Source organism: Alcaligenes sp. PF14, assembly GCF_037150615.1.
Lineage (GTDB): Bacteria > Pseudomonadota > Gammaproteobacteria > Burkholderiales > Burkholderiaceae_B > Alcaligenes > Alcaligenes phenolicus.
On sequence record NZ_JBAGRS010000003.1, the window covers coordinates 271,279 to 285,564 of the forward strand.

Consider the following 14,286-nt stretch of genomic DNA (forward strand, 5'->3'; position numbering starts at 1 on the left):
AAACTAAAAGGCCTTGCAGATTGCTCTGCAAGGCCTTTGAATTTTTTGGTCGGGGCGGCGGGATTCGAACTCGCGACCCTCTGGTCCCAAACCAGATGCGCTACCAGGCTGCGCTACGCCCCGACTAAGAAAAAAATTATATCCCGTCGTGGTGAACTTGGCAAGCATAGGCCCACATCAAAAAGGGGTTTGCACGCATTTATCGGGAGTCAGCTAATTTTCAGCCCTGTAAAGATGTGTTTCTTATGTTGGGCTTAAACATTTTAGGTGCTTATAGTTAAGTGACAAGCTGATCATAAGGCATTGTGTTCTTTGTTTTTTTCCACACGAGTAGCATTCATGCACCGGGGGCAGGCAAAGAAGTTGGGGGCGAATGCTGCTCATCATTTTTCCAAAAGGAGAAAGGACGATGAGCCAAGTTTCACAGGGTGGAATACTGACACGGCGACATTTCCTGACGATGGTCGGGTATGCCGCAGGTGGCGCGGCCATGTATCAGGCCATGATGCGTCTGGGCCATGCGGCGGAGGGCAGTTACGATGGCCCGATTCGTCTGGAAGGCAAGCCCAAGCCAGGGACCTCTGTGGTGATCCTGGGGGCGGGTCTGGCTGGCATGGTGGCCGCTTTGGAGCTGCGCAATGCAGGGTACAAAGTCAAAATCCTGGAGTTTCGGGAAAAAGTGGGGGGGCGCAACTGGTCCTTGCACGGCGGGGACAGCTATACCGAGCTGGGGGGTGCCAAGCAGGATGTCAAGTTCGACAAGGATCAATACATCAACCCCGGCCCGTGGCGGATTCCTTTCCATCACCGGGCCTTGCTGGATTATTGCAAGCGGCTGAAAGTCAGGCTGGAACCGTTTATCCAGTACAACTACAACGCCTATTTGCATAGCAAAGAGCATTTTGGTGGCAAGCCTCAGCGGTTTCGCCATATCCACGCGGATTTTCAGGGGCAGGTCTCCGAGCTCTTGTCCAAAGCCATTAATACTCAGTCGCTGGATGCACCCTTGTCCAAGGAAGATCAGGAAAAGCTGCTGGAAGCCTTGCGCAGTTGGGGGGCCTTGGACAAGAACATGGCTTATGTGAAAGGCCATGCCAGTTCCGAGGTGCGCGGTTTTGAGCGTGATCCGGGAGGCGGTCTGAATGCTCAACCTGAGTTTTCCGAGCCTTTGAAACTGGCCGATATTGTGCGCTCCAGTGTTTGGCACAATATGGGCATTCATGATCTGTACGAGTTCCAGCAGACCATGTTTCAGCCGGTTGGCGGGATGGACCAGATCGGCGCTGCTTTTGGCAAGGAGCTGGAGGGCCTGTTTACCTTTAATGCCAAGGTCACTGCAATCAAGCAGAGTGATGGCAAGGTGACGGTTAGCTACAAGGATCAAAGCAAGGGTAGCGAGCACACTGAAACAGCAGACTGGTGCGTATGCACCATTCCCTTGTCGATTCTGAGCCAGATAGATCTGGATGCCAGCAAGGAAATGCACGCTGCCATTGACGCTGTGCCCTACGCTCCCTCGGTCAAGATCGGGCTGCAGTTCAAACGGCGCTTCTGGGAAGATGATGACGCGATCTATGGCGGCATCAGTTATACCGACCTGCCCATCACACAAATCTCTTACCCCAGTGGCGGCATGATGGCCGGTGGCAAAGGCGTATTGCTGGGGGGGTATATGTTCGGTCCCAGCGCCGTGGAATGGTCGTCGCTCAGTCCTGAGGACCGGGTCAAGAAGGCCCTGGAATATGGTGCGCAAATCCACCCTCAATATAAGGATGAGTTCGAGAGTGGGGTGGCGGTCGCCTGGCACCGCGTTCCCTGGACATTGGGCTGCTATGGCATGTGGACGGACCAGACACGGGCCGCGCACTACGAGAACCTGTGCCAGATTGATGGTCGACTGGTTTTAGCGGGTGAGCACGCTTCTTACGTCAACGCCTGGCAGGAAGGTGCGATCCTGTCGTCCCTGAACGCGATTTCCCGCTTGCATAGCCATATTGTGGGTAATCAACAAGCCGATTCCAAAGGAGCCTAGTCATGATGATGCGATCTCTAGCGGTTTTTCTGGCCTCGGGACTGTTGACCATCAGCCATGCGGATACGGCGGTGGTAGGGGGTGATACGGTGGTCTTTACCCAGAAAACCGGCCAGGAAATTTATGAGCAGGTCTGTGCGTCTTGCCACATGATCGATGGCAAGGGCGCTCAAGGGGCGGGCATGTATCCGTCCCTGTCCAAGAATCCGAAACTGGGGGCGCCTGCTTATGTGGTGTTCATGGTGAACCAGGGCAATAAGGGCATGCCCGGTTTTGGTGGCGTTCTAAATGACGAGCAAATAGCCGAAGTAGTCAACTATGTGCGTTCCCACTTGGGCAATGAGTTCAGTGACAAGATTACGGCCAAGGACGTGGCAGGTCAGCGTCCCAAAGACCACCAGTACTTTGATCTGAACTGATCAAAGGCTGCTTGTCGTCATGCTGACACCTGATTGGAGCACGGTCTTCGCACTGGAAATACCTGTGTTGGAGTCCGTGCTGCGAGGCACAGTGGTGTACTTTGTTCTGTTCGTCCTGCTGCGGCTGGCAGGACGACGTGAACTGGGATCGCTGGGCGTTGCGGACCTGTTGATTCTTTTGCTGATTGCCGATGCCAGTGGTAATGCGATGTCAGGCGGCAGCAATTCCTTGACGGATGGTCTGCTGGTGGCCGCAACCATTGTGGCCTGGGGGTACATAGTCGATTGGCTGATGTACCGATTCCCGGCGCTCAATGCACTGGCCACTCCGCGCAAAGTGTGTGTGGTCAGGGACGGGCAATTGCAGTGGCGCAATATGCGTCGGGAGTTTGTGACTCGCGATGAAATTCTGAGTGAAATGCGTTTGGCCGGAATCCAGTCGCTGGAAGAGGTAGCGGCGGCTTATATTGAGCCTAATGGCAAACTCAGCTTTTTGAAGGACACATCCGTGTAGTGTGAACGGGTCGGGAACAGGCAGGGCTGAAGGCTCAGGCCCGATAGCCCTGCGAAATCCATTGCATGCAGAAAATAAAGGTGAACACCGCTACGGGGAAGGGCAGCAAGGCAAAAAGCCGAATAGCCGGACTGCGAGTTTGTCCGCGCAGGCCACGCTTGTAAACATAGAGGCTGATCAGGCAGGCGATCAGGGGGAATAGAAAGACTGGCAGGAGCAGAAACAGGGTAGGGACGGTCAGGAGGCACAGCAGTAAGGCCAGGCTGCTCAGACCTAGAATTTTTGAATTGCTCATTTCCGATTCCTGATCAGGGTAGGTCGTCAGAGCATAACGCAAATAAGGCGATGCCCTGGGAGCAGGCAAAAAAAAAGGCTTAGTTCACTGTGCAATGAACTAAGCCTTTAATTCTTTAATGGTCGGGGCGGCGGGATTCGAACTCGCGACCCTCTGGTCCCAAACCAGATGCGCTACCAGGCTGCGCTACGCCCCGACTAAAGACAAGTATAGTAGAACAAATTCAGGACTTCGTCAAGCCCTGAACCCTCGGTTTTAGCGTTTTTGCAGGTGGGGCAGGGTGTAAGCCTGTTCGTGATACGCCCAGCTAGGCCAGAGCACGTGGGCAAGGGCTTCCTTGGCCAGCCCTTCGTCTATCTGTTCCAGCGGCTCGTACTTGTCCGGCGCGGTATAGCGATACTGACAAGGCGGCAGGTGTGGCATCAGCACGGTCAGGATGTCGCCTTTCAAATAGCCATAGTTCTCGAAGTACTGCATCATGGCCCGGTCGCTGTCCTGCTGGGTCAGGTCGCGCCCGATCATGGGGTGCTCGCTTTCAATGCCCATCAGAGATAGCAGGGTGGGAGCCAGGTCAATCTGGCTCATGATGCGTTCGTCCTGACGGCTGGGAACGCCTGCGCCCAGAATCAGGGCAGGAATATGGAAGTGACGCACAGGCACCAGATTGGCACCGCCCACGCGCGAGTCATGGTCGGCCACGATCAAGAATACTGTGTTGTCCCAATAGTCGGATTCACGCGCTTTCTTGAAGAAGTCCCCAATGGCCCAGTCGGCGTAACGTACCGTGTTCTCTACCGTGGCGGGATCGCCTTCCACCTGAATACGGCCAGCCGGGTATTCCCAAGGCGAGTGGTTGCTGACGGAGAACGCCAGCGTCAGGGTGGGTTGCTCCTTGTCCTGGCTTAGCAACTGGTGCAGCTTGTTGAACATGTCCTCGTCGCTGGCGCCCCAGGTGCCGACGAACTCGGGGGACTCAAAGCTGGATTGCTCATGCAGCTCATCAAAGCCATTGCCCAGGAAAAAGCTCTTCATATTGTCAAAGTGGGCTTCGCCGCCATAGATAAAGCGTGAGCGGTAGCCTTGTTCCTTGAGCAATTGGGCCAGGGTGAAAAAGCGGGTTTGCGAGCCGGGCAGGCGCAGTACAGCGTCTGCCACGGTTGGGGGGAAACCGGCAGAAACCGCTTCCAGACCCCGTACCGAACGCGTGCCGGTAGCGTAGGCGCGGCGAAAGTTCCAGCCCGTTTGGGCCAGTTTGTCCAGTTCGGGGGTTAGATTGGCCCCGCCCAGATTGCTGACATATTGCGCCCCCAGGCTCTCCTCCACGATCAGGACCAGATTGGGTTTGCGCTCACGTTTTTGCACGGGCGTCTGACGATGCAGGGTGGGTAGTGTGTCAGGGCCAGCCGGCAAGGCAGCCGCATCGCGCACGATCTGGTTCATTTCTGCGACGTCCAGGCCACCGTAAATATCCTCGGCCGAGCGCTCGTTTTTCATGCTGTAGATGGCGTAGGCCACGTTATACAGCGAGTTCAAGGGCAGCGTGTTGAGCATGCTGTCGCTGCTCCAGGCGACCGAAGAAGGATTGATGGGGCGGTGGGCCAAGGTGCCCCGAATTGCCAGGACGCACAGGGCCGCAGCAATCAGCATCCAGATAGGACGCAGCCACCAGCTCATCACGGGGTCGGCAGACACATGACCAAAAACAGACCAGCCCGAGTACACAATCAGCCCCAGACCAATCAGGGCGAGGCCTATCATCAGCTTGTAGCCTTTCCAGAGCATGCCCACTACTTCTTGAGGGTGCTTCAGATAATCCACATACAGCCGATTGGGGCGGGTGTCGTATTCAATGATGAATTGGGGCGTGGAAACTTCCAGCAAGGTCAGCAGGAACCAGGCGAAGGTAAACCAGATGGCGGCTATCGTCGTCATGACGTGATAGTGTCCTAGCCAGGGGGCCAGCAAGACCACGGGGGCGCTGAGCGCGGCGATCATCAGGGCGTCGATACGCAAGCCGCCAATCAGGATGGGCAGCAGACCTCCGGCCTGACGTACACGCGGCCATTGCCACAAGGCAAAAGCCAGCCTGAAAGCGGTCAGCAAAATCAGGGCTGAAGGAACAAAAACGTAAACAAGATGGCGCATAAAATGTGGTCCTGGTCGACCTAATTGCCACGGACGGTGGCACTGGCATCGAATTGCACGATTGTATGTCAGTTTAATGAGCAAACTATCTTGCTGAACGCTTGGGCTTGTCGGGGAAGTGTGGCCGCATGCCGGTTCAAGGTTTAAAGACGAAAAAAAGCAGGCCGCTTTGAAAGACAGCCTGCCGCTAAGGAGGAGTTAAGGGGAGCCAGCCCTGTGTTCCCAGGGCTGGCGATAGGTTCAGGCAACGCGTTGGCTGGGCTCGGTACGAGAACGGAACTGGCTGCGTTGTTGTTCACGCTGGGCGTAGGCTTTGACGTGGCCCGCATCTTTGACATGGCCGTAGCCACGGATCAGATCCGGGTAGTTCAACCAGCGCTGGGCCACTTCCATATTGTCCGCATCCAGGTGGGCACTGACTTCATTCAGGTCGGCCAGATAGTCTTCAATGTTCTGACGTTCCTGACGGCGTTCCTGGGTGTAGCCAAAGATATCCAGCGCACCACCGCGCAAACCACGCAGACGGGCCAGAATCTTGAACAAGCTTCGGGTCGAAGGGCCAAACTTGCTCTTGACTGGCTGACCCTGGCTGTTCTTGCGACCGAGCAAGGGCGGGGCCAGATGGTATTCAATCTGGTAGTCCTTGCCAGGCTCACCCGCAAACTGGGCACGCAGCTTGTCCAGGAAGGCCGGGTCGGTGTACAGGCGGGCCACTTCGTACTCGTCCTTGTAGCTCATCAGCTTGGCCAGTTGCGTGGCGGCGATGCGAGTCAGGGGTAGAGCCTTGTCCTGATTCAGGCGCGATTCGCGTTCCATGACCTTGTTGATGGCGTCGCGGTAGCGCTTGGCCCAGGCCGGATTCTGATAGGCAGTCAGGTGTTCTTCCATACGCTTGATCAGGGACTGCACGCTTTCAGGGAAAGTGACTTCGCGGGCTTTGGGTGTTGCACCTTCCATCAAGGCTTCGATACCTTTTTCAGCCGCCAGACGCCCCCACTGGAAGGCTTCACGGTTGGCTTTGACAGCGACGCCGTTCAGTTCGATAGCGCGCAGCAAGCTGTCCATATGCAGCGGAATCCAGCCGCGCTGGAAGGCATAGCCCAGCAAGATGGGGTTGGCATAGAGCGCATCACCCATAACGTGTACGGCCAGGGCATTGGCGTCCAGATAGCGGATTTCCTTGCCTACGGCATTTTCAATATCCGTGCAGGCCGTTTGCAGCGGGAATCTCCAGTGCGCATTGCCGATCAGGTCCGAAGTCGGGCTGGCTGCGGTGTTGATAATGGTGTGGGTGCGATCGCGGCTGACACGGCTCAATACATCCGTGGAGGCGCTGACCAGGGCATCACTGCCAATCAGCAAGGAGGCCTCGCCGGTAGGCACGCGGGTGGCGTGAAGCAGATCGGGCTGGCGTGCAATTTGCACGTGGCTCAGCACCGCACCACCTTTCTGGGCCAGACCGGCCATATCCAGAACGCTGACCCCTTTTTGCTCGATATGAGCAGCCATACCCAGCAGGCCGCCTACCGTCACGACACCTGTGCCGCCAATACCGGCGATCAAAATACCGTAGGTCTTGTCCAGATCCGGCAGTTTGGGTAAAGGCAGATCGGCCAGATTGAAGGACTCCAGCGAACGGCCCTGAGCTTCCGGCTTGCGTACTTGCGCCCCTTTCAGCGTGACAAAGCTGGGGCAGAAACCGTTAACGCAGGAGAAGTCCTTATTACAGGAGGACTGGTTGATGCGGCGTTTGGAACCCATGGGGGTGTCTAGAGGCTCAACGGACAAGCAGTTGGATTTGACCGAGCAGTCCCCGCAGCCTTCACAGACCGTGTCATTGATAAAGGCGCGCAGGGCGGGGTCGGGATAAGTCCCTTTCTTGCGGCGACGGCGTTTTTCCGTGGCGCAGGTCTGGTCATACACCAGGATGGTGGTGCCGGGCACTTCGCGCAGCTCGCGCTGTACGCGGTCCAGCTCATCACGGTGATACACAGGCGGGTTGCCAGCCAGGGTCACGCCCTTGAATTTCTCGGGCTCGTCGGTGACCACCACAATCTTGCGAGCGCCCTCGGCATGGACTTGGGCAATGACGTCGGTGACTTTCAAGATCCCGTCTACGGGCTGGCCGCCTGTCATGGCAACGGCATCGTTATACAGAATCTTGTAGGTGATATTGGAGTTGGCTGCGATCGAGGCTCGGATTGCCAAAATTCCCGAATGGAAATACGTGCCATCGCCCAGGTTGGCGAAGACGTGTTTTTCATCGGTAAAGGGTTGTTGGCCAATCCAGGCGACGCCTTCGCCGCCCATATGACTGAAAGTGGAGGTGCTGCGATCCATCCAGACCGTCATGTAGTGGCAGCCAATCCCGGCCATGGCGCGCGAGCCTTCGGGCACGCGAGTGGAGGTATTGTGCGGACAGCCCGAACAGAACCAGGGCTTGCGCTCTACGCTGACGCGCGGCATACGGGCTTCGCGGTCCTTGGCATCCAGAATGGCCAGACGGGCCTGGATGCGGGCTTGCAGCTCCTCGGAAATGTCCATGGTGCACAGACGGCGGGCAATGGCGCGCGCAATAATCGCAGGAGACAGTTCACCTTGAGGAGGGAGTAGCCAGGGCGAGCGCAAGCTGGACCATTCGCCGCCACCGTGTTCGGTCTCGTCAAACTTGCCGTAGACCTTGGGACGTACGTCATCGCGCCAGTTGTACAGCTCTTCTTTAAGTGCATATTCCAGAATCTGGCGTTTTTCTTCCACCACCAGAATTTCGGACAGGCCGGTTGCGAACTGGCGGGCGTCTTGCCCGTCCAGGGGCCAAATACAGCCCACTTTAAATAGTCGGATACCTAGCTCGGCGCATAGCTCGTCGGACAGGCCCAGATCGGCCAGTGCCTGACGGGTATCCAGATAGGCTTTACCCGCCGTCATGATGCCAAAGCGGGCTTCGGGCGAATCAATCTCGACGCGGTTCAATTTGTTGGCGCGCACATAAGCCAGAGCGGCGTACCACTTGTGGTTCATCATGCGGGCTTCTTGTGCCAGTGGCGGGTCTGGCCAGCGGATGTTCAGACCATCGGCGGGCATGTCCTCGATCTCGGGCAGGACAATGTTCAGGCTGTCCGGGTCCAGATCAACTGAGGCGTTTGACTCCACTACTTCGGTGACGCATTTCAAGGCTACCCACAGGCCGGAGAAACGGCTCATGGCCCAGCCGTGCTGGCCAAAGTCCAGGTATTCCTGCACGTTGGCCGGGTAGAGCACGGGAATACCGGCGGCGGCGAAAACGTGATCGGACTGGTGGGCAACAGTGGAGGATTTGGCACCGTGGTCATCGCCTGCCAGTACCAGCACACCGCCGTGTCGGGCGCTACCAGCCGAGTTGGCATGCTTGAACACGTCCATGGAACGGTCCACGCCAGGGCCCTTGCCGTACCACATGGCAAAGGTGCCGTCGAAACGTGCACTGGGGTACAGATTGGTTTGCTGGCTACCCCAGACGGCGGTAGCGGCCAGATCTTCGTTCAGACCGGGTTTGAACACGATGTCGTGTTCTTTCAGATGTTTGCTGGCTTGCCACAGAGCCTGGTCTACGCTCCCTAATGGGGAGCCCCGGTAGCCAGAGATGAAGCCTGCTGTATTCAGACCGGCGCGCCGGTCCCGTTCTTTCTGCAGCATGGGCAAGCGCACCAGGGCTTGGGTGCCGCTCATATAGGCGCGGCCCTTGGTGACAGTGTATTTGTCATCCAGGGACACGGATTCCAACATGGCCTTGTAAGGTTTGTTGAGTGGGGCATTCATGAGTTTGTCTCCTGCAAGAAGGATGGTTTTCGTGCAAGTTGTTGTCGTTTGTTCTTTAGTCTAGGGCAGCTTTTTGTTATCGTAAAATCAAATTTACGTGTACCTGATATCTGAAAAACGGATGGCTATGAAGCACGAAGTGACTCTGAGGCAGTTTCGATATTTCATCGCTGCGGCGGTCAGCGGGCAGTTCTCGGCGGCGGCCCAGGCGGAGAATGTCTCCCAGTCGGCTATCAGTAATGCGGTGCAAAGTCTGGAGCGCCAGCTGAATGTGGCCTTGTTTGAGCGTTTGCCCCATGGTGTGGAGTTAACGCCACAGGGACAGGCGTTCTTTCACCACGCCCATCACGTGATTGATGCCGTCAGCGATGCGCTGAACCATGCAGATTTGCGGCGACAAAATATCGAAGGGCAGATTCGGGTAGCCGCGGGCTATACGGTTCTAGGCTACTTCTTGCCTGATCTGATCAGTCGTTTCAAGCACAGCTATCCGAATATCGACATCGAGCTGGTGGATATGGAGCGCCCCGAAATGGAGGCCGCACTGGAGGGCGAGCGTATCGATCTGGGTGTTGCTATTTTGTCGAATATCACCGATTTGGCCATGTTCGGGCACCATCGCCTGAGCAGTTCCCGCCGGCGCTTATGGGTGTCGGATCAACATGCCCTGGCCAATGAGTCCAGTGTGTCCCTGGAGCAGGTCAACAACTATCCCTACATCTTTCTGACGGTGGACGATGCCGATACGGCGGCCATGCGACATTGGGGCAGCCCCGGCTTTCCGGAGCGTGTCGCTATGCGGACCCGCTCCCTGGAGGCGGTGCGCGGTTTGGTGGCTTATGGCTTTGGGGTGACGATCTTGTCAGATATGGTTTACCGGCCCTGGTCTCTGGAAGGCAAGCGTATCCACGCGATCGGCATCAACGATACGGTGGAGTCTGTGGAGGTGGGTTTGTTGTGGCCCAAAGGACGTGAGCCGGAAGGATTGGTGGCCTTGTTCCAGCGTTTCCTGATCCAGGCCTGTGATCATGATATGGCCCGCGCCGGCATGGGTAGCCGACGCGGCGGGGGACTGCTATAAGGCTTAGGGCACCAGGGCCAGACCGATACGGAACTGTGAGGAGCTGCGCTCGCGGTAACTCAACATGGTTTCCGCGTAACCCGAGAAGTACTGGGCGTAGAGGTAGCCGTTCATGTTCAACGGTGTGCGGTTCAGCGGCCAGGCAATAGACAGTTCATGTGTATTGCGGCTGCCAGCGCCCTTGTTGTACATGCCGGACAGTACCAGCCCGTTGTCCTGGGCGTAGCGTAGCTTCCAGTCGACGCGACCTCGGTAATGTGCCCAATCGTCGTTTTCGCCCATAAATACATAGTGTTTTATGCGTGGGGCAAACGTCAGTGTGGCACCGTGATCAAAGCGGTAATTGAATTCGGGCTGGATGAAGACCTCGTTCATGGAGCGCGAGTCATCACCGGCCTTGCCGTTAGAAGCGTGTTCGTAGCCGGTGGCCAGACCCATGAACAGACGTTTCTGCTCGGATTCCCAGATGGAGTCCTTACGCCAGAAGAAGCTGGGGCGGTAGGTGGTGTCTACAAAAGGCTTGGATTCGGCATGCAGATCCCACAGGGCTGTTTGCGTATAGCCAATGTAGAAGTGATCGTAGAACTTCGGATTGCTAGGATCATCCGGCGAATGCAGGCGGTACTTGAAGCTCAGCTGGAAGCGGGCATTGGTGCCGCCTTTATTGCCGACAATAAAGTAGGTCGGGTCGTGAGCCGAAATCGCGTTGCTGAAGTTCTCGAAACTGGAGTTCGCGGGTTTCAGGCCTTGTCCGTTATTGATGGCTGGCCCTTCGCGTTGTGCGCCGGCCGCGACGGCCTGGGCATAGGGCAGGGCAGGGTCAATGACACGTGGGTCATGGCCAGCACCTGCGTTCACCACGGCGGCGTTTGCCGGTTGCGAGGTAATCGGGCTTTGACCTTCCGGATTGGTGTCCAGCGCCAACATCACACGCTCGCCTTCAATATTGACGGCTTGCAAGCCGGTCAAACCATTGGGGACCACAGCTCGCCAACTGTAGGCGGTGAAGTTGTTGATGGGGATGGATGCTCGGGGCCGCGGGCTGACTAGCTCGGCCAGGCTGCGGATGACGTTGCCGTTATTGTCGCGCCACTGCAAAACCAGGTTTTGCGGGGCGGTCCAGCTCATCAAGCTGCCTGTGTCGTTGTAGACGATAGCGTCAATATCGACGGTTTCACCAGAACTGGCCTGTACTTGGCGCAATTGATAGCTGATACCTGCCTGTGCGGTATTCAGGATTGCGCTCAAGATAAGAAAGGGGGCCGATAGTATTAAAGAGTGCTTGCTTAGTTTCTTTTTGGTCGGCATGGAGAAAAGTCCAGGAAAACGGGTTAATCCGTACACGACTGTACCATTTGCGACTAAAAATACTACCTATAATTATTTTTCTTACAGTATTGACACTCTGACCAGAGTGCTGCTTATCTAAAACAGATTTTCAGGCTAGAATATTCGATTGTCCTTTTCAGGTCTGTTTTTTTACAAAAAATGGGCCTTGAATTCGGTCCTTATTCCTTACGGACCGTTATCTCGGACCTTGCATCGCCTGACAGTTTTGACGATGCCACCATCACCTGGCGGGTGTAGCTCAGTTGGATAGAGCACAGGCCTTCTAAGCCTGGGGCCGGGGGTTCGAACCCCTCCACCCGCGCCAACCTTACTCCCCTTTTTCTTGCGTGCTTTTCTGCTCCTAGGCATTACCCTGAGCCGATGCATTTAGTAAGTATGGTGTAAGTGTCGGGCTCTAATGTTCACCGCATAGACGTCGGCAGGCGTCTTCATAGCGCCGTTTTCAGCCTTTTCGGGCTGGGCCGGTTCAATAAGATACGCCAGCAAAATAAGGCGTTCAGAACAATGCGGAGACAAACTATGCAAGACCCCCTTGTAGGTCGGATTACGGCCAATCCTCGCTATCAGAATCTGGTCAAGACCCGGTTGCGGCTTGGTTGGATACTCACCATCGTCATGCTGGTGGCTTACTACAGTTACATCGGCATTATTGCTTTCGACAAGGAATTGTTTGCAGAGCGCTTGGGTGATGGCGTCATGACCCTGGGTATTCCTATTGGTTTTGGAGTCATTGTGTTAGCTGTTGTCATTACAGGCATTTATGTCTGGCGCGCCAATACCAAGTTTGACCAGATGGCCAAGGAAGTCCTTGAGGAGGTGCGTAAATGAAGCATTCCTATCTTCGTTCCGGCCTGGCTCTGGGCCTGATGCTGGCCAGCCCCGCCTTGCTGGCGGCTGGCGGCGACCTGGGCGAGCTGCAAAAGCAGCCGACCAACTGGACCGCCATCGGCATGTTTGCGGTCTTTGTGGTGGCGACCTTGTGGATTACCAAATGGGCGGCTGCCCGCACCAAGTCGGTCTCTGACTTTTACACGGCAGGTGGCGGTATTACGGGCTTTCAAAACGGCCTGGCCATTGCCGGTGACTATATGTCTGCGGCTTCCTTTTTGGGTATTTCGGCGGCGGTGATGATCAACGGCTACGATGGCCTGATCTACTCCATTGGCTTTCTGGTCGGCTGGCCCATCATTACATTCCTGCTGGCAGAAAAGCTGCGTAACCTGGGCAAATTCACCTTTGCTGACGTAGCCGCTTACCGCTTCCGCCAAGGTCCTATCCGCGCCTTCGCCGCCTCGGGCACGCTGGTTGTGGTTCTGTTCTATCTGATCGCACAGATGGTAGGCGCCGGTCAGTTGATCAAGCTGCTGTTTGGTCTGGAGTACTGGGTGGCTGTGGTGCTGGTGGGCGTGTTGATGATGGTCTACGTGCTGTTTGGCGGCATGACAGCCACCACCTGGGTGCAGATCATCAAGGCTGGTCTGCTGCTGTTCGGTGCTTCCTTCATGGCCATCATGGTGCTGGCACAGTATGGTTTTTCGCCAGAAAAACTGTTCGCTGCGGCAGTGCAGGTCAAGACAGATGCCGCTATTGCAGCCGGTAAAGATGCTGTCCAGGCCTCCACAATTGGTCAAGCCATCATGGGCCCCGGCAACTTCATCAAGGACCCTATCAGCGCGATTTCCTTCGGTATGGCTCTGATGTTTGGTACTGCTGGTCTGCCACACATCCTGATGCGTTTCTTTACCGTGCCTGATGCAAAAGAAGCACGTAAATCCGTGTTCTGGGCAACCACCTGGATCGGTTACTTCTACATCCTGACCTTCATTATCGGTTTCGGCGCTATCGTGCTGGTGTCCACCAATCCCCGCTTCCTGGACGTTGGCGGCGATCTGATTGGCGGTTCCAATATGGCCGCTGTGCACTTGGCTGATGCTGTTGGTGGCGACGTGTTCCTGGGCTTCATGTCGGCAGTGGCGTTTGCCACGATTCTGGCTGTGGTAGCTGGTTTGACGCTCTCCGGTACATCCGCCGTGTCGCACGACCTGTACTCCACGCTGATCAAGAAGGGCGAAGCCACGAACGAGGAAGTCATGCGTGTATCGCGCACTACCACCTTGATCCTGGGTGTGGTTGCCGTGTTGCTGGGTATTATTTTCGAGAAGCAGAACATCGCCTTCATGGTGTCTCTGGCCTTCGCGATTGCTGCCTCGGCTAACTTCCCGGTCCTGTTCCTGTCCATTCTGTGGAAAGGCTGCACGACACGTGGTGCCACGATTGGTGGTTTCCTGGGCTTGATCGTTGCTTTGCTGCTGACTTTGCTCTCGCCTTCGGTGTGGGAAGCTACGCTGGGCAATCCAGCCGGTTCTTCGCCATTCCCTTACGCGTCGGCAGCCTTGTTCTCCATGCCTTTGGCTTTCGTGGCGATCTGGTTCTTCTCGATCACTGACCGTAGCCCACGTGCCGAGATCGACCGTGCTGGTTTCGAGGCTCAGTCTGTACGCTCCGAGACAGGTGTGGGTGCAGAGGCAGCGTCTGCGCACTAATCTGCTCTGACAGGCCGGGCTTGTTTGCCCGTGCCTGAGCCTGATTGTTAAGGGTGCAAAAAAAACCGGTGTGATTCAGATCACACCGGGTTTTTTATTTGCCCATGCC

Annotated in this window: 10 protein-coding genes and 3 tRNA genes; 7 read left to right on the forward strand and 6 right to left on the reverse strand. The window is 56.3% G+C overall.

What is annotated here, in order from left to right; all coding sequences use genetic code 11:
- Nucleotides 1–46 precede the first annotated feature (46 nt).
- Nucleotides 47–123, reverse strand: a tRNA-Pro gene (locus WFM49_RS08280).
- Nucleotides 124–409: 286 nt separating this feature from the next.
- Here WFM49_RS08280 and WFM49_RS08285 point away from each other — a divergent pair.
- The 3 genes from WFM49_RS08285 to WFM49_RS08295 are packed head-to-tail and all read left to right on the forward strand — an operon-like array spanning nucleotide 410 to nucleotide 2,965.
- Nucleotides 410–2,032, forward strand: a complete 1,623-nt coding sequence (locus tag WFM49_RS08285; protein WP_009457935.1) for a flavin monoamine oxidase family protein — start codon at nucleotides 410–412, stop codon at nucleotides 2,030–2,032.
- Between the two features lie 2 nt (nucleotides 2,033–2,034).
- The gene (locus WFM49_RS08290) at nucleotides 2,035–2,451 is read left to right on the forward strand and encodes a c-type cytochrome (protein ID WP_026485261.1); all 417 of its coding nucleotides are present in this window, start codon (nucleotides 2,035–2,037) and stop codon (nucleotides 2,449–2,451) included.
- Nucleotides 2,452–2,470: 19 nt separating this feature from the next.
- The gene (locus WFM49_RS08295; protein ID WP_009457931.1) at nucleotides 2,471–2,965 is read left to right on the forward strand and encodes a DUF421 domain-containing protein; all 495 of its coding nucleotides are present in this window, start codon (nucleotides 2,471–2,473) and stop codon (nucleotides 2,963–2,965) included.
- Nucleotides 2,966–2,999: 34 nt separating this feature from the next.
- Here WFM49_RS08295 and WFM49_RS08300 read toward each other — a convergent pair whose 3' ends face one another.
- The 4 genes from WFM49_RS08300 to WFM49_RS08315 form a co-directional block, all read right to left on the reverse strand.
- A complete protein-coding gene (locus tag WFM49_RS08300) occupies nucleotides 3,000–3,260 on the reverse strand; it encodes a hypothetical protein (RefSeq protein ID WP_088450937.1) in 261 nt (86 codons plus the stop codon).
- Nucleotides 3,261–3,379: 119 nt separating this feature from the next.
- Nucleotides 3,380–3,456, reverse strand: a tRNA-Pro gene (locus tag WFM49_RS08305).
- A 59-nt stretch (nucleotides 3,457–3,515) separates the two neighbouring features.
- Nucleotides 3,516–5,405 (reverse strand): LTA synthase family protein, encoded by a 1,890-nt coding sequence (locus tag WFM49_RS08310; RefSeq protein ID WP_336972781.1) that lies wholly within the window; start codon nucleotides 5,403–5,405, stop codon nucleotides 3,516–3,518.
- Nucleotides 5,406–5,645: 240 nt separating this feature from the next.
- Complete coding sequence (locus WFM49_RS08315) at nucleotides 5,646–9,203, reverse strand: indolepyruvate ferredoxin oxidoreductase family protein (protein ID WP_336972783.1); 3,558 nt, start codon at nucleotides 9,201–9,203, stop codon at nucleotides 5,646–5,648.
- A gap of 127 nt (nucleotides 9,204–9,330) precedes the next feature.
- Between WFM49_RS08315 and WFM49_RS08320 the strand changes: the two genes are divergently transcribed.
- Nucleotides 9,331–10,284, forward strand: a complete 954-nt coding sequence (locus WFM49_RS08320) for a LysR family transcriptional regulator (protein WP_336972928.1) — start codon at nucleotides 9,331–9,333, stop codon at nucleotides 10,282–10,284.
- Nucleotides 10,285–10,287: 3 nt separating this feature from the next.
- Here the strand turns inward: WFM49_RS08320 and WFM49_RS08325 are convergent, their stop codons facing one another.
- Entirely contained in the window at nucleotides 10,288–11,592 is a 1,305-nt protein-coding gene (locus WFM49_RS08325) for a phospholipase A (RefSeq protein WP_336972786.1), read from the reverse strand.
- 269 nt (nucleotides 11,593–11,861) lie between these two features.
- Between WFM49_RS08325 and WFM49_RS08330 the strand changes: the two genes are divergently transcribed.
- From WFM49_RS08330 to WFM49_RS08340, 3 genes are all read left to right on the forward strand, one after another.
- A tRNA-Arg gene (locus tag WFM49_RS08330) sits at nucleotides 11,862–11,938 on the forward strand.
- A 215-nt stretch (nucleotides 11,939–12,153) separates the two neighbouring features.
- Complete coding sequence (locus WFM49_RS08335) at nucleotides 12,154–12,462, forward strand: DUF485 domain-containing protein (protein ID WP_026485267.1); 309 nt, start codon at nucleotides 12,154–12,156, stop codon at nucleotides 12,460–12,462.
- On the forward strand, nucleotides 12,459–14,177 hold the full coding sequence (locus tag WFM49_RS08340) for a cation acetate symporter (protein WP_250756805.1): 1,719 nt from the start codon (nucleotides 12,459–12,461) through the stop codon (nucleotides 14,175–14,177). The genes WFM49_RS08335 and WFM49_RS08340 overlap by 4 nt, the downstream gene beginning before the upstream one ends.
- Nucleotides 14,178–14,286: the final 109 nt, after the last annotated feature.